Raw genomic sequence first — 22,275 nt, 5'->3', positions numbered from 1 at the left:
GATGGACGCGGAAGCCGAAAGTCGTGCCATATCGAACTTGCTTACCGGTTCAGTACGGATTGGCGTTCCTTTGCAAAGTTTTGGATCGCCGTGGCTGCATCTTGCTCCTGGAACAAGAAGAGATCGCGCTGTTCGTTGTATACGCGGTTCACCTCGTCGATTTGCGGAACCGGCTGGTTCTCGACGACGGTTTTTGCTTCGAAGAAGTAACCGCTGCCCTGGGTCCCGGTCGCGTTCAGGAACGCTTCCTTGGTCTTGTCGCTGGCGTAAGCCGGCAGCACGCTCGACTCGGCGATGATGGATTCGCCTTGCTCGCCGGCGACGAACTGCACGAACTTGAACGCGGCGTCGCCGTATTCGCTTTGCGGGTTAATGCCGATGAAGGTGCTCACGCCGCCCACGGTGATCGGGTCCTTCGTGCCTTCCGACAGCGGAAGCGGGGCCATGTCGAAATCGATGTCGGTTTTGCCGGCAGTAATATCGGCCTTCAGCATGTTGAGCGTCCATTCGCCGTTGACGAGCATGGCGACGTTGCCGCTTTCGAATTGTTTGATCCAATCGATGCTTTCCGCCTTCATTTGCTTGTAGCTCATATGAGAGCCGTCCGTGTAATAGAGCCGGTTCAAGTAATCGAGCCAGTTCGTAACCGGGGTCAGATCGTCGTCCAGGATCGTGGCGCCTTCTTGCAGCGCGCCCAGCGGAGCAACCAGCCAGTCGGCGTAATAGCCGCCCCATTGCTTGTCCGCGCCGTCGCCTTTAGTGAGGCTCTTGGCCAGTTCGGCGTATTCGTTCCAGGTCATTTGCTGAGGATAAGGGATGCCGGCCTCGTCAAACAGCTTTTTATTGTAGAACAAAGCGTACTCTGAGGTGCGGTAAGGGAGGGCGTAATATTTCCCCTCGGTCAGCACGTTGGAAATGTCCTGGAAGCTAGGCCCGTAAGCGCCGACGTCCAAATTGGCCGCTTTGATTTGCTCGGTTAGGTCGACCAATTGGCCCTTGGAAGCATAAAGCCCGAGGCTGGAGGTTCCGTTCATGCTGTAGACGTCCATTTTGGAGCCGCCGGACAGGTTGTTCATGATTTTCGTGTTGTATTCGTCGGCATCGTTGCTGATGGTGGTCATTTTCACTTCAATGTCGCTGGTTTGCGCATTGAACGCATCGACGATTTTCTGCATGTAATCGGCTTCGTCGGTCCAGGTGTAGTAGTCGAGCACGACTTTTTCGGACTCGCCTTGATTGCTGGCGCTTTCATTATTGCCCGAGCCGCAGCCGACCAGTGTGAGCATCAGCGCAAGGGCCGCAGCTATGCCAACGCGGGATTGCTTTCGATTCATCCTTAACCCCTCCTGTATCTGTGTTATGTTAATAGTGTAAGCTCGTGGAACGATCCCCGTAAGGTTGAACTTTTATCGTCGGCGGTAATCCGGCGAGGCCGCGCCAGAGCTGGGTTCTTTGGCGAATTCCGGCGCAGGAGGGGCTTCCCGGTTGTACAAAAGTTCAACCTTTACAGGCGGAGAGGCCTGGACTACAATGAAGTACTTCGAAGAAGAGGAGGGGCATACGTGTTTATTTTCCTGGTATTCATACTCTTCATCGCCATTTCCGTATTCTGCCTAATGCAGCAGCGTTATACCAAAGCCACGTTGTTTATGCTGCTCATGGGCTTCTCTTATTTGGTTGTTGTCTCCTGCCTCATTATATACATGTCAAAGGACGCGTACTATTACTACAGTCTGGAAGACTACTTCGGCATCAGCCGTGATTTGCAGAACCAATTCATGTTTTTGCCGATTTCCCGGCCCAGTCTGATCCGTTTGCTGAATCTCTCTACGGTTGTGTTCCTGTACGCGAGCTTGTGCTCGGCCATATATTTCGCTTTCCACGTGCAATTGCAGCGGGGGGTATGGCTGTTGGCGGTTCTGGCGGTACCGTGCTTGATCCAAGTGATCGTGTACGACCCTTCTTTTTACGCGAACTTGTACTATAAGCTGTATCCCGGAATCATGAGCTCTCAAGCGATCGTGTCGATGTACGAGACTTTGCATACGCTTACTTTCATCTTGAATACATTATACCTGGCGGCTGGTATCGTGCTGCTGGTTTACGCGTTATACGATGCGCCGAAAGTGCGGCAAATCCGCAGCAATATTGCCATGATCCTGATTTCTTATGTCTCGGTCCAGGTAACGTATTATTACATCAACTACTGGGCCCCGGACGTGCTCGTCAAAGTGTCCAAGGCAGCCCGTTTCGTCTATTACAAGCCGATCAATCTGGTCGGGAATCCTTCCATTTACACGCTGCTTCCCTATATCGCGGGACTGTGCCTGCTGATCATCCTGTACGGGATCTATAAATATACGCGCATCCAGAACAGCATCAAAAACCAGGAGTCGGTCATTTCAACCAACATCGATTCGGCTCTGATGACCTCCCGCGTGTTTAGCCATTACATGAAAAACGAGCTGCTGGCAATCATGGCGCAAACGGAATTTCTGGAGAACATGCTGGAGCGGTCGCCGGAGGCGGTCGCGGAAGTCCGCGTGATCGAGCAGCGCTGCCGGAAGGTGTATGAACGGCTGGATTCCGTGCACCAGAAAACGCTCAAATCGAAAATCGACCTGCAGCCGGTCGCCTTAAGCGAGCTGATGGACAAGCTGCTGCAGGACATGCATTCCGAACCGAAGCAGATTCAGGTGGGGTATACCCCGCCTGTGAAACAACCGGTAATTATGGCCGATCCGTATTATTTCTCCCAGGCTATCGGAAACATCTTGGCTAATGCTGCGGATGCGCTGGAGTTCGTGCCCGACAAGTCGAGACGTCTTACGATCGAACTGATCGTACGGAACAAGTGGGTTGAGCTGGCGATTTCGGACAACGGGGCGGGGATGGCGGAAGAGCAGATGCGGCAGATTTTCCAGCCGTTTTATTCCTCCAAGCCGACGGCCACCAATTGGGGGATGGGGTTGTCCATCAGCCATTCGATCATTACCGCCCACGGAGGGAAAATCCATGCGGAGAGCCGGCTTGACGAAGGCAGTACGTTTCGAATCGTGATGCCCCTGCTATCGATTGAGAAAGGTTAAAGGAGTTGGATGATATCATGAATACGCCTGCCATTAAGGTGTTGATTGTGGAGGACGATCCTTTGATCGCCAAACGGTATCAGATGATCTTGTCCAGGGATAAGGACATCGAATGCGTCGGCAGCGCGTCGAGCGGATACGAAGGCACGATGCTGGCCGCGTTAAATAAACCGGACGTGATTTTAATGGATATCGAGCTGGAGGACAAGCAGGCAGGGCTCCGGGCGACCGAGGAAATCCTGAACTACATGCCGGGCGTAAAGGTGGTCATGCTGACGGTCATGGATACGGACGAGGCCGTGTTTCGCGCATTCGAACTCGGAGCGACCAATTACCTGCTCAAAAACATGCCGCCCGAAGCCATCCTGCAAGCGATCAAGGACGCGTATGCGGATCGTCCCTCCTTGCACGCCAACATCGCCGGTAAAATCACGCGCGAATTTCAACGGATCAAGAAATCCGAAGACAGCCTGCTGCACAATTTCTACATCCTGACCCAACTGACCTCGACGGAACTGGAAGTGCTAGAGTTGCTTATGAAGGACTACACTCGGCAGGAAATCTGCAAGCTGCGCCACGTCGAGACGTCGACGCTTAAATCGCAGATTAACAGCATTTTGAAGAAGTTCGGCAAAACGAGCGTCCAGGAGATCGTCCCCGTCTTGCGCGAGCTGCACATCCCGCAGATTTTGGCGCAGCGAAAGGGGAAGTGAAGGCAATAGAACTGGTCAAGCCACCCTTACCCCGACTTCGGGTCCTATTCAGCTTCTTTGATTCTGTTCCCGGTTTGGTGTAGATGGCTCCGTAAAGTACGCTAAGTGGAAAAAGGACATCTATTTCGAGCGAAAAGTGAAGTTTTGAGAGAACTAGTTGGATTCCTGTCTTGAATTTGTCTACAGCTCATCTTCTATTAATCCTCTTATCGTACGAGCGGATCAAGGCGTTTACCGGCGTACTGCTCGACAAGATGAAGCATGCCGATACGCTGTATCTCGCGTGCGACCAGGCGACCGGGTATCCTTACGTGGATGGGGAAGACCGGGTGTGGATGTTCTCGCAGGAAGCGTATGCCGCGAACGCGGAGGATTATTTCCGTCTGCAGTTCTTGATGCTGGAGATGAAACCGATCGGCGGAGAGGACGTGCTGAGGACGTTCGGGCAGCTTCATATTCTGGGATTGCCGAAAGTCCTTGTGGACAACGGGCAGTATCATATCGAATTGAACCGGGACGAGATCGTGCCGCCGCCGGATTGGACCGGGACGCCGGAGATTAGCATCCCCGTGACGAATCCGGGGCTGCAGCGGGCGATGATCCGCTTCTTCCAGACGCTGCATGCGCCGACAGGCGATCAGGAGGCCCGCGGGCGGGAGCTGAACGCGTTGGAGGCGGAGATGCTTGATGAAATTCTGCAGGCGAAGTATTTGCTGCCCATGCAATTGAAGGAGTCCGATCCTTCGCCCGCGGATGAGCAAGGAATGAAGACGTTGAAGCAAGGGACCGTCATTCAATTCGGCGTGCTAAGCGCGGAGGACGGTTCGGCTTGGCTCCCGGCGTTTACGGATTGGCCGGAGTTCGAGAAAGTTTATGACAAAACGACCTGGAGCAGCAACATCGCGGCGTACGACGACCTGCTGGCGGTGTCCGGAAACATGGATGGCATCGTCCTCAACTGCCGGGGCCTCTCGCTGCGAATCGACGCGAACAACCGGGAGCGGATCGAGGTTTTCCGTCAAGAGCGGGCATACAGTAGCCGAAGTCCGCGGTAGCCCGCAGTAATAGCTCGCAGTTGCTCTCCCCTTTGCATAAATCGTCCGCCTTTGGCACAACCTTCCTGGGTGAAAGGCATTCGTTCAGAGGAGGGGTTCCATTCATTGATGTGGTTATTTGTCCTGATTTGTCTCGTCGTGCTCCTTGCCGTTGGATTGGATTTGTTCCCAAAGCTGTACCCTCCGTTTGGCGGGAAGCCCTCGCCCGAGGACATGAAACGTTACCGGCAGTCGCCCAATTATAAGGGGACGAAATTTCAATATCCCGTGGAGACGAAAATGTTCAAACCTTCGCCGGGCAGCTGGATTACGGCATTCCGGGAGTATGTGCAGCGGAAACCCCAGTTGAAGCCGGATCGGCCGTTGCCACAGGTCAATTTGACTCGGCAGATGATTGAAGAGCTCCGGGACGATACGGCCGTCTGGTTCGGTCATTCCTCTCTTTTCCTGCAAATGGGGGGAGTGCGGCTGTTGCTGGACCCGATGTTTAGTATCTCTTCGTCACCGATTGGGGGTTCCAAAAGATTCAGTGGGTTGCCCTTCGGGAACCTGAACGAGTTTCCTCCGATCGATGCCCTCGTGCTGTCCCACGATCATTACGATCATCTGGATTACGGCACGATCCGGCACTTGAAGGACCGGGTGGGACGCTTCATCGGGCCGTTGGGCATCCGCTGCCATCTGGAACGATGGGGCGTGGCCCCCGGGCAGATCGAGGAAACCGATTGGTGGGAGGAGCTGGAGCTCCAGGGCGTCCGGTTGGCCTGCACACCGGCCCGGCATTTTTCGGGACGGGCGCTGTTCAAACAGGGCGGCGGCGGTTTATGGTGCTCCTGGGTGTTGACCACGCCGAAGACGAGGGTCTATTTTAGCGGGGATAGCGGATATGGCCCCCATTTCAAGGAAATCGGCGAAAAATACGGGCCGTTCGACCTCACTTTGATGGAGTGCGGGCAGTATGACGACCGGTGGTGGGATATCCACATGCTGCCGGAGCAAACGGCGCGGGCTCACCTCGACGTCAGGGGGAACGTGCTGCTGCCGATCCATTGGGGCGCGTTTTCGCTGGCGATGCACAGCTGGTACGATCCGGTTCGCCGGCTGACCGAGGAGGCCAAGCAGCGGGGCATTCCGCTGGCGACGCCAAAGATCGGGGAACCCGTTCAGATCGGGTCGTCCGATTATCCGACGGAAGCCTGGTGGAAGCTAGCAGGCTCGACGCGGAACGCACCGGGGTTTCGCGGCGCGCGCCCGTCCAGCACGATGAAGTAATCACGTCCTGCGGAAGATCCGGCTGGGACGATAACCGATAAACGATAAACGAAGGAGAAGCTGATGAGTCCATCAAACGATAATCCGCAAACCGGATGGAATTTCGATAATACCTATGCCCGATTGCCGGAGTTCTTCTTCACGAAGCAGGAGGCCAAGCCGGTCGGGTCGCCGAAGCTAATCGTGCTGAACGACCCGCTCGCGGCGGAGCTCGGCTTGGACCCTGAGGCGCTCCGAAGCGAAGCGAACGTTGCCGTCTTTGCCGGCAACGAGGTGCCGACGGGGGCGGAGCCGCTGGCCCAGGCTTATGCGGGCCACCAGTTCGGGCATTTCACGATGCTGGGGGACGGCCGGGCCCTGCTGCTCGGCGAGCAGATCGCGCCTGGCGGCGATCGCTTCGACATCCAGCTCAAGGGCTCCGGCCGGACGCCGTATTCGCGCGGCGGCGACGGGCGCGCCGCGCTGGGGCCGATGCTGCGGGAGTACATCATCAGCGAGGCGATGCACGCGCTGGGCATTCCGACGACCCGCAGCCTGGCGGTGGTGACCACCGGGGAGACGGTGGTCCGGGAACAGGGCTTACGCGGGGCGATTCTCACCCGCGTTGCGGCCAGCCACGTGCGCGTCGGCACGTTCCAGTACGCCGCGCAATTCGGCGAGCCGGCGGACGTCCGCACGCTCGCCGACTACGTGATTCAGCGCCATTACCCGGAGCTGGCCGAGCTCGCCGACAACGGCGAGGCCGGGCGCTATTTGGCGCTGTTGCGGGAGGCGGTCCAGCGCCAGGCTGCGCTGATCGCCAAGTGGCAGCTCGTCGGGTTCATCCACGGGGTGATGAACACCGACAACATGGCCCTCAGCGGCGAAACGATCGATTACGGGCCATGTGCTTTTATGGACGCGTACGACCCCGCGACCGTCTTCAGTTCCATCGACCGCCATGGCCGTTATGCCTACGGCAATCAGCCATCCATCGCGGTATGGAACTTGTCCAGGTTCGCCGAGAGCCTGCTGCCGCTGCTGCACGAGGAGGAGGATCAGGCCGTCCGGCTCGCCGAAGAGGCGCTGCATGGCTTTGCTTGGCAGTTTGAGGCGGCATGGCTGCAAGGAATGCGGTCGAAGCTGGGCTTGTTCGGCGAACAGGAGGGGGATGCCGCCCTCGTCAAAGACCTGCTCGACCTGATGCACCAGCACCGCGCCGATTTCACCAATACGTTCCTCGCCTTGACCTTTGGCCGACGGGAGGAACCGCCGATGGCCGGCACTTCCGAGTGGTCGGAATGGCTTTCGCGGTGGCAAGCGCGGCTCGACGGGCAGACCGAGTCCCAAGAGGCGGTCCGCGAGCGGATGCGCCGCAGCAATCCGGCAGTGATCCCGCGCAACCACCGGGTAGAGGAAGCGCTCGAAGCCGCCGTGGAGCGGGACGATTACGGCGTGATGCAGCGCCTGCTTGAGGCGTTAACGCAACCCTTCGCCCATACGCCGGAGCAGGCGGATTACGCGGAGTTGCCGGCGGCTTGCGACCGGCCGTACCGCACGTTTTGCGGCACCTAACCTTCCGGCCCTAGCCGCTGGAGTAGGAGAATCCCTCATCTTGGTTTCTCCGCAACGCAACAAGAGCTGTCTCTCAGGTCGCGGCAGGACCTGCGGAGACGGCTCTTTTACGTTCCGCCCACAAACTGCCTCGCATCGCCGACCTCCAGCAACTGCACATTCCGCTTCAATAACGCGGTATCGCTGACGATCCAGGTGTGCTCCTTGGAGTTGCGCTGGCGGATGGCGAGGAAATGCCGCGGGCTGCCGGCATAGATTTTGAATCCTTTCGCCCGGCAAGACGCGCAGAATCGGACGCATTCCCCGCGGCTTCGGTCGGGAAAGCGAACCTGCTTAAACACCTGACGCCGAACCAGCAAAGTTGCACCCTGCACTAAAGGGACGAATCGACCGGCCATCGCGGGGTAGCGGTACAGAAGGCGCGGTTCGCCGTTCAGTTGCATGTAATGGGCTCTTTTTCCGACAATGTCGGCTTTGGTCTGGCGAAGGGTGCGGACGCTGTCCGTCAAATATCGGGGCGCGTAATAATCGTCGTCATCGAACTTGGCAATCAGCGGGTGCTTGGCAAGCTTGACGCCCAAGTTCAGGCAAGCTCCTAGGGAGACGGAACCCGGTACGCTTACGATTCTGACGTTCGGGAACCGCCGGGCTGCCTGCTCGTACTCGCTGAGCCGCAGGCTGGGGTGATTCAAGATCACGATCAGCTCTTTGTGCGGATGCTCCTGCCGGGCATAGTTTCGGAACAACGCGTCCATGCAGTCCCTCCGTTTGGTACAGGTAAGGATCGATACCCCGTTTTTCATTACAGAACACCCTTTGGTTTGTGCTGTACGAATTTTTTGAAATTCCGGACGTTCGGAATCGTTCGGTGGTGGGCGATCAACTCTTGCTCGCTGATGATCCAGGTGTGGCCTAGGGAGTTTTTGCGGCGGATCGCCACGAAGTTGCTTTTCTCCCCGGAGTACACTTTGAAGCCCTTCTTCCTGCAGCGGAGGCAGAACACATCGTCTTCCCCCACGTTCCGTTCGGGAAACGGAACCCGCTCGATCACGGCCTTGCGAAATACGAGCGTTGCGCCCGGCAGCCGTGAGGCTATGCGGTTCTCGTCGCGGGGAAAACGCAGGATCAGCGTCTTCGAGCCGTTCAAATACATGTAATGCGCCCGTTTGCCGATGACGTCAGCCCGGCTTCTGTGCATCACCTGCAAGCTGGCCGTCAAGTAATAAGGGGCATAGTAGTCGTCGTCATCGAACTTGGCGATGTAGGCATATTTCGCTTTCTTTGCGGCGAAGTTGATGCAAGCGCCAAGGGACCAGGCACCAGGGGCGCGGAACACGCGAACGGTCTTCCATTTTTTCGCCATGCGCAAATAGGGTTCGAGCGGGATGCCGTCATTGTTGACGACGATGATCAGCTCTTTCATGGGGTAGAGCTGTCGGGTGAAATTATGAAACAAGTTCTTGAGATAGCTATGGCGGTTCGTGCAGGTGATTACGGAAACTCCAGGTTGTTGTTTCGCTTTGGGGATTCTCCGGTCGGCCTCCATATCATCGCTCCTCTGGCTCGTGGTCTTGCCTTCGCACGTTTCTCCCTTCCACAATATGTCCCCCGACCTCAACGGTAACGGCTTACCCGCAAAATGGGGCAGTACCTCTAGGCGACGAAGGAACCTATCCGGAACGGGCGATTGCCCAGGTCATAGGAGAGCCAGTCCCTCATTTGGCAACGCCCCCCGCCATGCAGTATACTCTGTTTGAATCGATCCATCATCCACTCTTCATGTAGGAAAAGGCGGTATTGTACATGTTTATAGCATTCGGAATCGTATTGGTTCTCCTCATTGGCATCACGTTGTTTATCCGGCTGTATCCGGCCTTTGGCGGGAAGACTTCGGCTTCCGGGCGGGCGCGGTACGCGCAGTCCCCTCAATGGCAAGGCAAGAAGTTCGCCTACACGGAGCCGACCTCCTCGTTTCAGCCCTCGTCGGGCAACATGGTTTCATTGCTGCGGGATTACCTGCGCGGCAATCCGCGGGTCCGACCGGACCGGACGCTGCCGGTCTTGAGGCTGGGGCGCGAGGCGCTGGAGGACCGGGACCGTGATTGGGTTGCTTGGCTCGGCCATTCGGCGCTGCTGCTGCACCTCGGAGGCAAGCGCCTCCTGCTCGATCCGATGCTGGGCCCGTCGCCCACGCCGGTCCCTCCCTTCGGCGGCAAACGGTATAACCGGCAGCTGCCGGTGGAGCCGGAGGACTTGCCGGAGATCGATGCCGTGATTTTGTCCCACGACCATTATGATCATTTGGATTACGGCACGATTCGGAAATTGAAGGATAAGGTAGGGCGGTTTTTTGTCCCGCTGGGCGTCGGCAGCCACTTGGAACGGTGGGGCGTGGAGCCGGAGCGGATCAGCGAGCATGACTGGGGGGAGGAGCTCGACTGGAACGGCTTGAGGTTGGCCTGCACGCCGGCCCGTCATTTCTCGGGCCGGGGGCTCGCCAACCGGGACGGCACCTTGTGGTGCTCCTGGGTGATCGCGTCCCCGGAGCGGAAGGTCTTCTTCAGCGGGGACAGCGGGTATGGCCCGCATTTCAAGCAGATCGGCGAGAAGTACGGCCCCTTTGATCTGGCCTTGATGGAGTGCGGTCAATATGATCCGCGCTGGAGCGACATCCACATGCTGCCGGAACAGACGGTTCAGGCTCACATGGACGTAAAGGGCGGCTTGCTCCTTCCGATTCATTGGGGGGCCTTCACCTTGTCGCTGCACGATTGGAACGATCCGGTCCGCCGCGCGACCGCGGAAGCCGAACGCCAAGGCGTGCCCATCGCCACGCCGAAGATCGGCGAGCCGGTCTATATCGGGGACCCGGCCTACCCTAAGGAGGCCTGGTGGGCCTAAACGGCGCAAACGCGGTCGCCGGCAGGCAAGCAACGGCCGGTAAGTGTTAGGTGCTCAGCGTTAGGCGGCAAGTCGACAAGCGGTAAGCGCTAAGCAAACAGAAAGCGGCTTGGCCCGAGGACGGTTTGCGTCTGAGGGGGAGCCGTTTTTTTATACATTTTGCTTGTAACGAAATCGCGATTCGCGAGTCTTATGTTGGGTAAGGTGGTGAATCCTTGGACGAACTTGAGCAAATTTATGAGGCCTATTTTCGGGACGTGTACCGGTTTGTCTTGTCGTTAAGCCGAAATGAGCTGGTGGCGGAGGAGATTACGCAGGAGACGTTTTTTAAGGCGCTCCAGCAGCTAGACCGTTTCCAGGGTTCCAGCAAAATCAGCGTATGGCTGTGTCAAATTGCCAAGAACACCTATTTCACTTATTTGGACAAGCAGCGAAGGCTTGACCCGGAGGGGAGCCTGGAACAGGCAGACGGAGGGACGAACTTCGAGCAGCATTTCGTCGACAAGACGGAAGCCTTGTACCTGCATAAGCTGCTGCACTGCCTGGACGAACCCTATAAGGAAGTGTTTACGCTAAGGGTTTTCGGGGAATTATCGTTCGATCATATCGCCCAAATTTTCGGAAGAACGGAGAGCTGGGCCCGGGTGACCTTTCACCGCGCCAAGCTCAAAATCAGAGCTTTATGGAAGGAGGAAGAAGGATGAGCCGGATCTCTTGCGAGGTCATGGGGGATTTGTTGCCGCTCTATTGCGACAAGGTGTGCAGCCCGGATTCCCGTGCTTTGGTGGAGGAGCATCTTTCCGGGTGTGCCGAATGCCGGGAACTGTTGAAGCAGATGAGCCGGGACATCGCGTTGCCTTTGCCCGAAGCCAAGGCGGGCACAGACAGGAACGCACGGGAACTGGAGGAGAACGGGTTAAGACGGATCCAGGTCTCCTGGAAACGGTCCAAGACGTTTGCCTTCGTAAGGGGATTTCTGCTGGCTGCGGCGGCCTGCGCCTTGCTCTGCTTGGTTTATCTCGGCTTAACCGAATGGAATGTCACGCGGGTTCCTTCGAAAGTCATTCAGATTACGGAGGTGAGCCGACTGCAGAATGGAAGAATCGCCTATCACGTCAAAATGACGGACGGTTACGCGGTTAACCAGGTCAAAGGGGTATGGGACGACGACCGTTTATACTTGGTTCCGATGCGTCCGCTGATCAAAACGCGGAAATTCGCCGACATTTCCCTGGCCAATACGTACGACACCCTCAATCTGGACCAGATTCGCGCGAACCGGAAGGCGGCGGGCAAGTCCGCCGACGTCCGGGCGATCTATTACGGGCCTCCGGAAGAGCCGATCCTGCTCTGGGAACAAGGAATCGAGCTGCCCCCGGCGAGCGCCGCGCTTGAAGCGCAATTTCAGTTTGAATAAGGGGCAGCAGCCCCCGCATCCCTATCCATAATCCCGGAACGTCCGCTTCATGATTTTCTCCTCCAGCCGGATGCGGTTGAACAAGGTGATCAGATGCAGCACGAACAACGGCGCAAACACGATCCAGGCCTGGGAAATGATCGCGAAGCTGAGTACCTCCGGGATAATGTTCAAATAATAGTTCGGGTGCTTGATGCGCTTGAACAGCGGCGTTTCAATGAGCTGATGGCCCTTGGCAATGTAGATTTTGAAGGTCCAGAAGCGTCCGAGCGTACGGATGACATAGACGAGGATCGCCATGGCGAACGCATAAACGGCCAAGCCGAGGTAGGTGTTCGCGCCGACCGGGACCTCCTCCACGAAGGCATAGACGATCGTGCTGGCATAAATGAGAAACTGTACGACGATCAGTGCCCGGCTGTTGGTCCGGCCGTATTCGAGACCTCCGTGGGCCTTGATTCGAGCTTCGTTGCGCCCGGAGATGATGGCCGAAGGGACGCGCAGCAAAGTCAGTACAATCAGAATGATCCCGGTCACCATGGGGTCGTTCCTCCTTTACATGAAATCAAAGAAATACCGCGTCACGTGAAAAAAGACCGGCGACGTATACGTCAAGCTGTCGACCAGGCTCAGGTAGCTCTTCTTCAATGCCTGCGCCTTGTCGTCGTCGCCGATCAGCAAATCCCGCTTTAGGACGGAGACGGTGGTGCTGCCGATAAAGCCGCCCAGCCCGATCAGCATCCCTGCGAACAGGCCAAACGGGGCGTCGAGCGGCGTCAGGATCGGAGCTAGGAAGTAAGCCGCGATGGAAGTCACCGCGAATGAGCAGGCAAAGCCCTCCCACGTCACGAACGGATTGGCCGTCGGCACGACCTTGCGTTTGCCGATATACGACGAAGCCGCATAATGGACGATATCGTTCAGTTGGGTCAGGACGACGAGATACAGGACAAGACCCGCCCCATATTGCGGCGTGGCGAACGGGAAATACGCGAGGTGGCTGAGACCGAAGACCATCAGCATCAGTCCCCACTGGACTCGGCTCACACTTCGCAAGAACCCGGCCGTTCCTTTGTTAATCATGCGAGGAAGCGGCAAGAACAGGAACACATACACCGGGATAAAGACGATAAACATTCCATACCACTCGATCAAGACCCAGTAGAACTGGGCCGGAATCGCCAGATACGCCCATAGGTACAATCGGCGCTCGGATTTGCGTGAACGGATCATGGAGAAGTATTCTTTTAACGCGAAAAAAGACAGCAGCATCACCGCAAGAAGCGATACGACCGGATTAAACAAAGTCGCCAGGCAAAGAATCAGCCACATGCCCCACCAGGTGCGCAGGCGCAGTCGTAAAGCCGAAGGCTTCTCGCCGGGGCGCTTTCGATCCCGTACGAAACTGATCGTATGAATGGCCACCAGGGCCACGAAGATCACAATCATCATCCATTGCAAATTGTTGATCATGCCAAATCCCAACTTCCTCAGGAGATAGATTCCACCAAAGGAATCATATGTTATTATGGAGGAACAGTCTACAATTAGTCTACCGTGGATAAGGGGAATTAATATCGATGGCTGAGGAACGCTCAGTGTTTATTTTGCTAACGAATACGGGAACGCTCTTCACCAAAATGATTAAGGGATACACAAGAGCGCCTTACAACCATGCCTCGATCTCGTTTAATCGCGAGCTGTCGGATCTGTACAGCTTCGGGCGGAAACATCCGAACAACCCGCTGAACGGCGGTTTCGTGAAAGAGGACATCAAGACCGGCACGTTCAGCAAATATCCGAACACGACCTGCGTCATTTATGAGCTGAAGGTGACCCCGCGCGAGGTGGAGAAAATGGAGCGTGTGCTCCAGCTGTTTATCCGCAAGCGGCAAAAGTTCTTGTACAATATCCTCGGCGTCATTGGCATCGCGTTGAAAGAGCCCATCGAGTTCAGTAACTCGTATTTCTGCTCGCAATTCGTTGCGGAAATCCTGGAGCGTTCGGGGATTAAGTTGTGGAACAAGCTGCCTGCACTGGTGACGCCGGAAGATTTCCGGCAGTGCGACCGGCTTTATCTCGTTTATGAAGGGAAGCTCAGCGATTACGAGCCATAGGCTGTGTTGTTGGGAACCGTGCATTTGACCGCAATATTCCGGGTGGGAGCTGGTTCATAGGTGAGAGACAAACCTACGAACTGGCTCCTTTTTCATGCAAATCACCCAGTAATTGAATGATCCTCTGCTCAGCCGGAATACTAACATCATCAAGAGTGAGGGGCGCGGAGATGAAGATTCCGATGCGGTATAAATCGAATCACAAAGGGGTTCCGAGAACAAATCCGGCCGCTCCGGACCGGAGCGATCAGGCGAGGGAAGTCGATGTTGCACTTTCGCGTAACGAACGGATGCTTAAGCAAATCTTCTCCAATAGTTCCGACATTCTCTTTCGTTCGGTCACGATTTCGGGACAAACTCGCCTTCTATTGGTGTATGTAGATGGGCTGGTCAACGCGGACATGCTGGACCAAGTTGTGTTGCAACCGATGATGTTTGAGGGCTTGCCGGGGGATGCAGAGAATGGCGGATCTGGATCGATAGGTGACTTATTGATCAAACGGCTTGTCGCCGTGGCCCAGGTCAAGCCGGCCCAGCAGATCGGTGACATCGTGGAGAGCGTTCTGAAAGGCGATCTGGCCATGTTAATCGATGGGGAGACTCAGGCGTTGCTGGTGGGTCTGCAGGGTTATGAAAAGCGGGCCATTGAAGAACCCAGCGCCGAGTTGTCGGTCCGCGGACCGAGGGATGGATTCACGGAAGCCTTGCGAACGAATACCAGTCTGATTCGCCGACGGATTCGCAGCGAGAAGCTCAAGATGGAGTCACTCACCCTCGGCCAGTACTCGAAGACCGAAATCGTCATTGCTTATCTTGAGGGAATTGCCTCGGAATCGGTATTGAAGGAAGTCCGCCAGCGACTGCACCGTATCGAAATTGACGGGGTGTTGGAATCAGGGTATATCGAAGAATTCATCGAAGACGTGCCCTGGTCTCCTTTTCCCCAAATTCAAAATACGGAGCGACCCGACGTCGTCTGTTCCAGCCTGCTGGAGGGAAAAATCGCCATCTTCGTCGACAATACGCCGTTCGTCCTGATTGCCCCGATGACTTTTTGGGCCGGACTGCAGGCTGTAGAGGACTATTATGAGCGTTTCATCTATACGTCGTTTATTCGTCTCATTCGATTTGCTTTGTTGAACATTTCCCTGCTGCTTCCATCGCTGTTCGTCTCGCTGACCACCTTCCATCAACAATTGGTTCCAACGAATTTATTGATAAGCGTCGCCGCCGCCAGGGAAGGGGTTCCGCTTCCAACTGTCATCGAGACGTTACTGATGGAATTTATGTTTGAAGGTCTGCGCGAAGCAGGTATACGTCTGCCAAAGCCGATTGGATCGGCGGTTAGCATCGTCGGCGCGCTTGTCATTGGACAAGCGGCCGTTCAAGCCGGTATCGTCTCCGCTTCGGTCGTCATTATAGTGGCCACGACGGGTATCGCTTCGTTTGCGATTCCGCGATACAATCTCGGGACGGCGTTCCGGCTGCTGCGTTTTCCCATGTTGATTTTAGCTGGAACCTTGGGTCTGTACGGTGTCATCGCGGGTATCTTTCTCATCGTTATCCATCTTCTGGGCCTTCGTTCGTTTGGAATTCCGTACATGACTCCGATTTCGCCGCAATTTCCAGAGAACATAAAGGATGTATGGATACGCGCGCCAAGGTGGAGCATGCACCAACGTCCCGTGCTCTCCACCGGATCGAACAAACACCGAGTGCCGGAAGGTCAACAGCCCGGACCGAAACGAGGAGAGAAAAACGAATGACAAGTTTAAGGAAAAGTGGTCTGATCCTGTTTGCCATAGTACCTTTGCTTCTGACGGCGGGTTGTTGGGATAGCTCAGAGGTTAATGATCTGGCTCTTGAGCTCGCCTGGGGAATCGACGCCGCGAAGGATCAGGGTGTGATGGTTAGTGCCCAGGTGATCGTTCCTTTTCGGATCGGCAGCGCGCAGGGAAGTGCCGGCGGCGGGGGAGGCGGCAGTCAGGAAAAACCGTATTTCGTTGTTGCCGGAATCGGTAAAGACACGCTGGATGCGGTGCAACAAATGCAAACCAAACTATCTCGGCAAATGTTTCGCGCCCACCGTCGCGTGATCGTCATTGGGGAGGCCCTGGCCAGGAGAGGTCTCAAAGAGGTGCTAGATACGTATAGCCGCGATCCGACCCTTAAGCTGCGCAGCGATGTCTTTATCATGAAAGGAGGTACGGCGAATGAGTTTCTGAAAGTCGCTTATCCGTTGGAGGACATCCCGGGTCTTGCCGCCCTGAAAGAATATAACCAGATTGGAGCGCTCAAGGAAATGGGCCTGATCAACCTGATGATCTCTGCGACCAGTGACGGAAATTGCCCGGCTTTGCCGGTCATTGCGATCGGTTTCGAATCCGATAAACAGGAGGAAGATCAGGATGGTTCCGCTCGTATGAAAGGTTTTCGTATTAACGGGACCTCGATTTTCGATAATGATCTAAAATTGCTGGGATACATCGATACCCGCGAAGGCAGATTGCTGCGATGGGTTAAGGGAGAGTTGGGGAAGCTGATCGTTACGGCCGACATTCCGCAAGATAAGGGGAGAATCAGCTTCGATATGAACAAGCTAAACAGCAAGGTCCAACCGATATTTCAAGGCGATAACATCAAATTTCATGTCACCCTGTCCGGGCAGGGGATGATTCGCGAAAACAACTCGAACCTAGATCTTACGCAAACGCATAATCTCGCCTTCATCAAGGAATTGTTGGAAAAACAAGTCGAGGCAAGCGTTCAGCAAACGATTAGGAAAGTGCAACGAGAATTCGGATCCGACGTGTTCGAATTCGGGGAAACGATTCACCGAAAGCACCACTCCCGTTGGAACTCCCTAAAGGATGACTGGAATCAGGAGTTTCGAAAGGCTGAGGTTACCGTCAAAGCGAATTTATCAATCCGGCGGATTGGCGTTACGGGTCCTTCGCTGCATTTGAAGGAGGACAGCATCCAAAAGTGAACCGCTTATGGTTTGCGCAAAGCGGTCCGGATCCAAGTCACGAGAAGCAGGACGATCGGCAAGACGATAACCATCGGCATCCAAATATAAGGAACCAGGAATTTAATATGATGGAGATAAACGTGCTCGGCAATATTCCCCGACATGGTTAACCCCAGGACCAAGACGACGATGGTAGCCGGAATGATCATGATGCGGTAGTCCTTCGCCTTCGTGAGTTGCTGAATACCTTGGAGTGCGGTGAGCATGTTGAGCACGCTTTTTAACAAGGCCGTCGCAAAAAAGTACAGCACCCCGAACATCTGCAGATTTTCGATGAAATTACCGACGCTGATTACGCTCAGCAAAGTATAAAGCGGATAGAGGAAACGTGAATACAAGTCGCCGTAAACTAAAACAGCCAGGAAGTCGAAAGAGGTAATAATGAGCCCGGATAGCAAGGTGGCAAACATCGTAATTCTCGTGATCTTCCCCTGGTTTTTAACGTCCGGCCAGAACATGGCGAGCGTGATCGTTTCGCCGTACGTCTGGGTTATTCCGCCGGGATAAACGACCTTCCAGATCGGCTCCCATCCCTTATCCAGAACAGGTTGGACATGATGGAGGTGCAATACGCCCGAGCCGACGAGCAGGACCGTTTCCGTTAGGAACATAAGGACAACGACGGGGAGAATCAATTCGCCCATTCGCGCTACGAGCTCGATACCGCCATAACAGCAGTACGCCACGATAAAGGCAAATACTCCCGTGATCACGATCAAAGGTGTCCCGGGAAGGATGGTGGTCGAAACCATATCTCTGATGTCGGCAATAATACGCCCGGTAAGGTACAAGTATAAGATTGGGTACAAAAAAGCGATAGGCGTTCCGATCCAGCGTCCCAATTGGGCGGGAAACCATTCTATCAGGGTTAGCCCCGGGTTCATGCGCCTTAAGGCGGTAAATACAGAAATTATGCATAGGCCGGGAAGTAGGGCGGACAGACTCCCTATCCATGCGTCATGTCCGGCCAAACCGCCAAACCCGTAAATGATGGTCGTTCCCAGTTGAAAGATAAAGGTCATTGCAAACAATTGATAACCGGAAATTTTAAAGTCCATATCCCCGCTCCCCCTAAGTAGCCATAACACAAGAAAATAGATGCTACTCATTGTAACCATCGGGGATAGGGCACAAACCCGAAAAGCTTACGACTTCCCTCGAGTTTTAGTTCGAAGACAATTCACGGTATCCTAGACCTTCTCCGCTATAAACACGCCGTGCGACAGATGGTTCCGGTAACGCTTGAGGAAAGTCTCGTTCTCTTTAAAAAACGTCCGGACGGCGGGATCCTGCAGCACCTCCAGATCGAGGATGCGGTGCGGGTCCCAGGCGTTCTGCCAGTCGAACGACGAATTCCTGCTCTGATTTTGGCTCGGGTTCGGGTTAGGTTTCTCGCTCTCATCAACTCGAATAGCAGGCTCCCATTGTCGGACGCTCCGGAAGCCGGCATCCTGCATCATCCGTATCCATGCGGCAGCGTCAGGTAAATGCGGATTGCCGTACAGCTCGCGCATCTCCCTCTCCAGCGCCGGATGGGGCTGTACCCGAAACAGCTCGCGGTCCCATGCCTGCCCTCCCTTGCGCAGGATGCGGTGGTATTCCCGGAAGGCCTTCACCGGGTCGGCGGCAAACACCGTCACCGACTCGGCGATCACTGCATCATAGGTGTCTGATCGCAGCGGGATCGCGGTAATATCCCCTTGAATCCATTCGATTTGCAATTGTTGTTGCTGCGCCCGATGCGCGGCTTTCTCCAGCATGACGACGCTTTGATCTATGGCCGTGACCTGCGCCCCTAACTGAGCCAGCAGGCAGGCCGTTCTGCCTGTTCCGCATCCGACCTCCAGCACTCGCATTCCTGGTGAGATACCGACAGACTGAATAAAATCAACGGTACCCTGGTAGCCCCCCGGATGCGCCGAACCTTCCCCGACGGCGGCGATGATTTCGTGATAATTCATCCCTTTGTTGCCCCTCCTTTATAAAGCTCCGCCACTCCTCTCACAGCAGAATATGCCGCCGCGTCTCCGGCGCGATTAAGATGGGCGAGCACCCCGGGAGGGAGGTTCTAGCGATTGATTTTATTTCAAGGACCGGGACATTCGCCCTGTGCAAATCTCCCGGCGACGAATAGGATAAATGAGCATTCGAGAGGGGAGGCACGAGTCCATGCAGCAGATTTATCCGCTTGGCGTCGACGCCTGTAAACCGCACGTCGGCAAAACCGTTTGCGCGATCCTTCGAGACGGCCGTTATTATATCGGCACGATCACGGACGTGAACGAGAACGGGATCCAACTGAATGGGGGTTACACTTCGGAAGCCAATGTTCTCTCCACCCAGTCCGCCAAAGCCAAGAAGCAGCTGCAGCAGCTGAAATCCAAAACCAAAGGCGCCAATAAGGCCGTCATCAAAGCCGATGAGCAAGCTCAAACGAAGGCGTTGGGTTACGGGCCGGGCTATCCGGGCTACGGAGGATATCCGGGTTATGGTTACGGCGCCTATGCATTTGATTGGGCGGCGCTCGCTTTACTGTTCCTGATTCCGTTTCTGTTTATCTAAAGAAGCTTGTGTGGTCATACGGCGATTAGAGTCAATTTCGTTCTGGCGAAAATTGGCTCTTTTTTTATGCGACAAGGGATAGAAAACGCTTCAAAAATGGGCTTTCCGTTGTATAATGGACTTAGTTGTAGACAAGTAGACAAGATTATGCGGAAAAGAGGTTGAACCATGTTCAGAGCCACGGAGGACCAGGATTTCTACGAGTTGCTGAGCCCTACACTCCTGCCCAAGGCGTCGGGATTCCTATGGAACGAAATGATGATGGTCCACATGAATTGTCGCGGATATGCGGTCGCTCAGTTTATGCAGCCGGAACCGGCGAAATATTCGCATGCGCCGAATCTGGAAGCGAAGACGTTCATGCAGCCGGAACAGCCGTACTACGCACATCACCCGGGCCGTTTCGTGTTTGTGAAGGACGAGGAGAACGAAAGTGTGTTTTCGGCACCGTACGAACCCGTGCGGGTAAAGACCGACAGCTACTCTTTTGCGCTCGGCCAGAGCCGGATCGTCTGGAAGGTGGAGCATCAGGGTGTGTTGATCGAAATGAGCCTAAGCTTACCGAAGGAAGATCCTCTGGAGCTCTGGCGTGTCAAAGTGACGAACGTGTCGCAGCAGAAGCGAAAGCTGAGTGTCTATCCTTACTTTACCGTGGGATATATGTCTTGGATGAACCAATCCGGCGAATACCTTGAGGACTTGCAGGCGATTGTCTGCTCATCGGTAACGCCATATCAGAAATATCAGGACTATGATAAAATCAAAAATTTCCGCGACAAAACCTTCTTGATCGCTGAGCAAGCTCCAACTTCATGGGAGGTCAACCAAGAGGCATTCGAGGGGGAAGGCGGGATTACCTGTCCGTCTGCTTTGGAGCAAACCGAGCTGGCGAAAGGAGACGCGCGGTACGAAACACCGGTCGCGGCCATGCAATACCGGATGGAGCTGGCGGCGGGCGAAGCTCGGGAATACCGCTTCCTGTTTGGACCAGCCCGGGATGAGCGGGAAATTGCGCAGATCCGGGAGACGTATTTCGGGTCGGGAGAAGATGGGTTCGCAGCGGCAGAACGCGAATACGATCGGTATATCCGGGAAGGCCGAGGTTGCATGACAATCTCTACGCCGGACAAGGATCTCGATCTGTTCGTCAATCGCTGGCTGCCGCGGCAGATTTATTACCACGGGCAAACGAACCGTCTGACCACCGATCCACAAACCCGCAATTATTTGCAGGATCACATGGGCATGAGTTATCTCAAGCCGCAGGTAGCGAGGGCTTCGTTCCTGACGGCGCTCAGTCAGCAAAAGGCGAACGGCGCTATGCCGGACGGCATTGTGCTGCATCCGGACGCCGAGTTGAAATACATCAACCAGGTGCCGCATACGGACCATTGCGTCTGGCTGCCGATTTGCCTGAGCACGTATTTGGACGAAACGGGAGACTACTCCATTCTGGAGGAGAAGGTGGCTTATGCTGACAGTAAGCAGGCCGAGCCCGTTTATGTTCACATTGACAAGGCCATGCGCTGGCTGATGAACGATCGGGATGAGCGCGGGCTGAACTACATTAACCAGGGTGACTGGTGCGACCCGATGAACATGGTCGGTTACAAAGGGAAAGGCGTGTCCGGTTGGTTGACCATCGCCACGGCCTACGCGTTCCAGGTGTGGGCTGATATATGCGACAACAGCGGGCGACCGGAGGTTGCGCGGGAATACCGTGCGTCTGCCGAGGAGACAAACGCTGCAGTTAACCGTTACCTGTGGGACGGCGAGTGGTATGCGCGGGGCATCACGGACGATAACATCGTGTTTGGGGTCAGCAAGGACCAAGAGGGTCGGATCTTTATCAACCCGCAGGGTTGGTCGATGCTGAGCGGCGCGGCCGATGACGAGAAACGCGAGAAGCTGATGCAGGCGGTGCGCGAGCAGTTGGAGACGCCATATGGAGTTGAGAAGCTCGCCCCTTCTTATACGGCGATGCGCGAAGACGTCGGCCGGGTGACGCAGAAGCACCCGGGTTCGGCGGAGAATGGCGCGGTGTACAATCATGCCGCCGCTTTCTACATCTACGCACTCTACGCCGTGGGTGAGCAAGAGGATGCGTTCCGACTGCTGCGCAAAATGCTGCCCGGCCCAGATGTAGAGGACATCGTGCAACGGGGACAATTGCCCGTGTTCATCCCGAACTACTACCGGGGCGCTTATCGCCAGTTCCCGCGTACGGCAGGGCGTTCCAGCCACCTGTTCAACACAGGGACGGTGCCATGGGTTTATCGTTGCCTGATCGACGGACTGTTTGGCGTGCAGGGCACGAAGGACGGCATCCGCGTGAATCCGCAGCTGCCGAGCCATTGGAACGAGGCGACGGTCACGCGCGAATTCCGGGGTGCTACGCTGCATGTCGAGATCCTGCGCGATGCAGCCGTATCGCAGACGGAAGTGTACGCGGAAGGCGAATTGCTGCCGGATGGCGTGCTGCGGAATATGCAGCCGGGCCAAACCTACCGCGTGCAAGTGAAGCTCCGGGTCGGGGTTTAATCGCGATCCGAAACAACAAAAAG

Annotated in this window: 20 protein-coding genes; 13 read left to right on the top strand and 7 right to left on the bottom strand. The window is 55.6% G+C overall.

Features of this window, described 5'->3' with window-relative positions; genetic code table 11:
- Positions 1-41: 41 nt before the first annotated feature.
- Positions 42-1,334 (bottom strand): ABC transporter substrate-binding protein, encoded by a 1,293-nt coding sequence (locus tag M0651_RS05120; RefSeq protein ID WP_248550766.1) that lies wholly within the window; start codon positions 1,332-1,334, stop codon positions 42-44.
- Between the two features lie 228 nt (positions 1,335-1,562).
- Here M0651_RS05120 and M0651_RS24175 point away from each other — a divergent pair, with 228 nt between their 5' ends.
- The 5 genes from M0651_RS24175 to M0651_RS05095 all read left to right on the top strand — a co-directional run bounded on the left by M0651_RS24175 (position 1,563) and on the right by M0651_RS05095 (position 7,683).
- Positions 1,563-3,089 (top strand): sensor histidine kinase, encoded by a 1,527-nt coding sequence (locus M0651_RS24175; protein WP_248550765.1) that lies wholly within the window; start codon positions 1,563-1,565, stop codon positions 3,087-3,089.
- Between the two features lie 17 nt (positions 3,090-3,106).
- Positions 3,107-3,802, top strand: a complete 696-nt coding sequence (locus M0651_RS05110) for a response regulator transcription factor (RefSeq protein ID WP_248550764.1) — start codon at positions 3,107-3,109, stop codon at positions 3,800-3,802.
- Between the two features lie 170 nt (positions 3,803-3,972).
- On the top strand, positions 3,973-4,857 hold the full coding sequence (locus M0651_RS05105; RefSeq protein WP_248550763.1) for an SseB family protein: 885 nt from the start codon (positions 3,973-3,975) through the stop codon (positions 4,855-4,857).
- 108 nt (positions 4,858-4,965) lie between these two features.
- Positions 4,966-6,129: an MBL fold metallo-hydrolase gene (locus M0651_RS05100; RefSeq protein WP_248550931.1), complete on the top strand. Its 1,164-nt coding sequence runs from the start codon at positions 4,966-4,968 to the stop codon at positions 6,127-6,129.
- Between the two features lie 63 nt (positions 6,130-6,192).
- Positions 6,193-7,683 (top strand): protein adenylyltransferase SelO, encoded by a 1,491-nt coding sequence (locus M0651_RS05095; RefSeq protein WP_248550762.1) that lies wholly within the window; start codon positions 6,193-6,195, stop codon positions 7,681-7,683.
- A gap of 107 nt (positions 7,684-7,790) precedes the next feature.
- Here the strand turns inward: M0651_RS05095 and M0651_RS05090 are convergent, their stop codons facing one another.
- Both M0651_RS05090 and M0651_RS05085 read right to left on the bottom strand, forming a co-directional pair.
- Positions 7,791-8,486, bottom strand: coding sequence for a glycosyltransferase family 2 protein (locus tag M0651_RS05090; RefSeq protein ID WP_282577773.1), 696 nt, complete (start codon positions 8,484-8,486; stop codon positions 7,791-7,793).
- Complete coding sequence (locus M0651_RS05085; RefSeq protein ID WP_248550760.1) at positions 8,486-9,229, bottom strand: glycosyltransferase family 2 protein; 744 nt, start codon at positions 9,227-9,229, stop codon at positions 8,486-8,488. The genes M0651_RS05090 and M0651_RS05085 overlap by 1 nt, the downstream gene beginning before the upstream one ends.
- Positions 9,230-9,486: 257 nt before the next feature.
- Between M0651_RS05085 and M0651_RS05080 the strand changes: the two genes are divergently transcribed.
- The 3 genes from M0651_RS05080 (at position 9,487) to M0651_RS05070 (ending at position 12,001) form a co-directional block, all read left to right on the top strand.
- Positions 9,487-10,584, top strand: a complete 1,098-nt coding sequence (locus M0651_RS05080; protein WP_248550759.1) for an MBL fold metallo-hydrolase — start codon at positions 9,487-9,489, stop codon at positions 10,582-10,584.
- 215 nt (positions 10,585-10,799) lie between these two features.
- Positions 10,800-11,288: an RNA polymerase sigma factor gene (locus M0651_RS05075; RefSeq protein ID WP_248550758.1), complete on the top strand. Its 489-nt coding sequence runs from the start codon at positions 10,800-10,802 to the stop codon at positions 11,286-11,288.
- The gene (locus tag M0651_RS05070) at positions 11,285-12,001 is read left to right on the top strand and encodes a zf-HC2 domain-containing protein (RefSeq protein ID WP_248550757.1); all 717 of its coding nucleotides are present in this window, start codon (positions 11,285-11,287) and stop codon (positions 11,999-12,001) included. The genes M0651_RS05075 and M0651_RS05070 overlap by 4 nt, the downstream gene beginning before the upstream one ends.
- 21 nt (positions 12,002-12,022) lie before the next feature.
- Here M0651_RS05070 and M0651_RS05065 read toward each other — a convergent pair whose 3' ends face one another.
- Both M0651_RS05065 and M0651_RS05060 read right to left on the bottom strand, forming a co-directional pair.
- The gene (locus M0651_RS05065; protein WP_248550756.1) at positions 12,023-12,541 is read right to left on the bottom strand and encodes an isoprenylcysteine carboxylmethyltransferase family protein; all 519 of its coding nucleotides are present in this window, start codon (positions 12,539-12,541) and stop codon (positions 12,023-12,025) included.
- Positions 12,542-12,556: 15 nt separating this feature from the next.
- Complete coding sequence (locus M0651_RS05060) at positions 12,557-13,474, bottom strand: phosphatidate cytidylyltransferase (protein ID WP_248550755.1); 918 nt, start codon at positions 13,472-13,474, stop codon at positions 12,557-12,559.
- 107 nt (positions 13,475-13,581) lie between these two features.
- On the opposite strand from M0651_RS05060, the gene M0651_RS05055 reads away from it, so the two are divergent.
- The 3 genes from M0651_RS05055 to M0651_RS05045 all read left to right on the top strand — a co-directional run bounded on the left by M0651_RS05055 (position 13,582) and on the right by M0651_RS05045 (position 17,107).
- Positions 13,582-14,118, top strand: a complete 537-nt coding sequence (locus M0651_RS05055) for a hypothetical protein (protein ID WP_248550754.1) — start codon at positions 13,582-13,584, stop codon at positions 14,116-14,118.
- Between the two features lie 182 nt (positions 14,119-14,300).
- Positions 14,301-15,884 carry a spore germination protein gene (locus M0651_RS05050; protein WP_248550930.1) on the top strand — a complete coding sequence of 528 codons (1,584 nt, stop codon included), beginning with the start codon at positions 14,301-14,303 and terminating at the stop codon, positions 15,882-15,884.
- On the top strand, positions 15,881-17,107 hold the full coding sequence (locus M0651_RS05045; protein WP_248550753.1) for a Ger(x)C family spore germination protein: 1,227 nt from the start codon (positions 15,881-15,883) through the stop codon (positions 17,105-17,107). Before M0651_RS05050 ends, M0651_RS05045 begins: the two co-directional genes overlap by 4 nt.
- 5 nt (positions 17,108-17,112) lie before the next feature.
- On the opposite strand, the gene M0651_RS05040 is transcribed toward M0651_RS05045, so the two are convergent.
- Entirely contained in the window at positions 17,113-18,207 is a 1,095-nt protein-coding gene (locus M0651_RS05040) for a GerAB/ArcD/ProY family transporter (protein WP_248550752.1), read from the bottom strand.
- 132 nt (positions 18,208-18,339) lie between these two features.
- Entirely contained in the window at positions 18,340-19,110 is a 771-nt protein-coding gene (locus M0651_RS05035) for a class I SAM-dependent methyltransferase (RefSeq protein WP_248550751.1), read from the bottom strand.
- 208 nt (positions 19,111-19,318) lie between these two features.
- On the opposite strand from M0651_RS05035, the gene M0651_RS05030 reads away from it, so the two are divergent.
- Both M0651_RS05030 and M0651_RS05025 read left to right on the top strand, forming a co-directional pair.
- Positions 19,319-19,711 (top strand): hypothetical protein, encoded by a 393-nt coding sequence (locus M0651_RS05030; RefSeq protein ID WP_248550750.1) that lies wholly within the window; start codon positions 19,319-19,321, stop codon positions 19,709-19,711.
- 168 nt (positions 19,712-19,879) lie between these two features.
- Positions 19,880-22,252 (top strand): GH36-type glycosyl hydrolase domain-containing protein, encoded by a 2,373-nt coding sequence (locus M0651_RS05025; protein WP_248550749.1) that lies wholly within the window; start codon positions 19,880-19,882, stop codon positions 22,250-22,252.
- Positions 22,253-22,275 lie beyond the last annotated feature (23 nt).

Source organism: Paenibacillus mellifer, assembly GCF_023195895.1.
Taxonomy (GTDB): Bacteria; Bacillota; Bacilli; order Paenibacillales; family Paenibacillaceae; genus Fontibacillus; species Fontibacillus mellifer.
Note: the sequence above shows the minus strand (reverse complement) of the source record. Positions and strands in the feature narration are given on the sequence as shown.

Bases quoted from the DNA above. Each gene is read 5' to 3' on its own strand.
- M0651_RS05120 (WP_248550766.1), bottom strand. From the start codon at position 1,334: ATGAATCGAAAGCAATCCCGCGTTGGCATAGCTGCGGCCCTTGCGCTG.
- M0651_RS05110 (WP_248550764.1), top strand. From the start codon at position 3,107: ATGAATACGCCTGCCATTAAGGTGTTGATTGTGGAGGACGATCCTTTG.
- M0651_RS05100 (WP_248550931.1), top strand. From the start codon at position 4,966: ATGTGGTTATTTGTCCTGATTTGTCTCGTCGTGCTCCTTGCCGTTGGA.
- M0651_RS05095 (WP_248550762.1), top strand. From the start codon at position 6,193: ATGAGTCCATCAAACGATAATCCGCAAACCGGATGGAATTTCGATAAT.
- M0651_RS05090 (WP_282577773.1), bottom strand. From the start codon at position 8,486: ATGAAAAACGGGGTATCGATCCTTACCTGTACCAAACGGAGGGACTGC.
- M0651_RS05085 (WP_248550760.1), bottom strand. From the start codon at position 9,229: ATGGAGGCCGACCGGAGAATCCCCAAAGCGAAACAACAACCTGGAGTT.
- M0651_RS05080 (WP_248550759.1), top strand. From the start codon at position 9,487: ATGTTTATAGCATTCGGAATCGTATTGGTTCTCCTCATTGGCATCACG.
- M0651_RS05070 (WP_248550757.1), top strand. From the start codon at position 11,285: ATGAGCCGGATCTCTTGCGAGGTCATGGGGGATTTGTTGCCGCTCTAT.
- M0651_RS05065 (WP_248550756.1), bottom strand. From the start codon at position 12,541: ATGGTGACCGGGATCATTCTGATTGTACTGACTTTGCTGCGCGTCCCT.
- M0651_RS05060 (WP_248550755.1), bottom strand. From the start codon at position 13,474: ATGATCAACAATTTGCAATGGATGATGATTGTGATCTTCGTGGCCCTG.
- M0651_RS05055 (WP_248550754.1), top strand. From the start codon at position 13,582: ATGGCTGAGGAACGCTCAGTGTTTATTTTGCTAACGAATACGGGAACG.
- M0651_RS05050 (WP_248550930.1), top strand. From the start codon at position 14,301: ATGCGGTATAAATCGAATCACAAAGGGGTTCCGAGAACAAATCCGGCC.
- M0651_RS05045 (WP_248550753.1), top strand. From the start codon at position 15,881: ATGACAAGTTTAAGGAAAAGTGGTCTGATCCTGTTTGCCATAGTACCT.
- M0651_RS05040 (WP_248550752.1), bottom strand. From the start codon at position 18,207: ATGGACTTTAAAATTTCCGGTTATCAATTGTTTGCAATGACCTTTATC.
- M0651_RS05035 (WP_248550751.1), bottom strand. From the start codon at position 19,110: ATGAATTATCACGAAATCATCGCCGCCGTCGGGGAAGGTTCGGCGCAT.
- M0651_RS05030 (WP_248550750.1), top strand. From the start codon at position 19,319: ATGCAGCAGATTTATCCGCTTGGCGTCGACGCCTGTAAACCGCACGTC.
- M0651_RS05025 (WP_248550749.1), top strand. From the start codon at position 19,880: ATGTTCAGAGCCACGGAGGACCAGGATTTCTACGAGTTGCTGAGCCCT.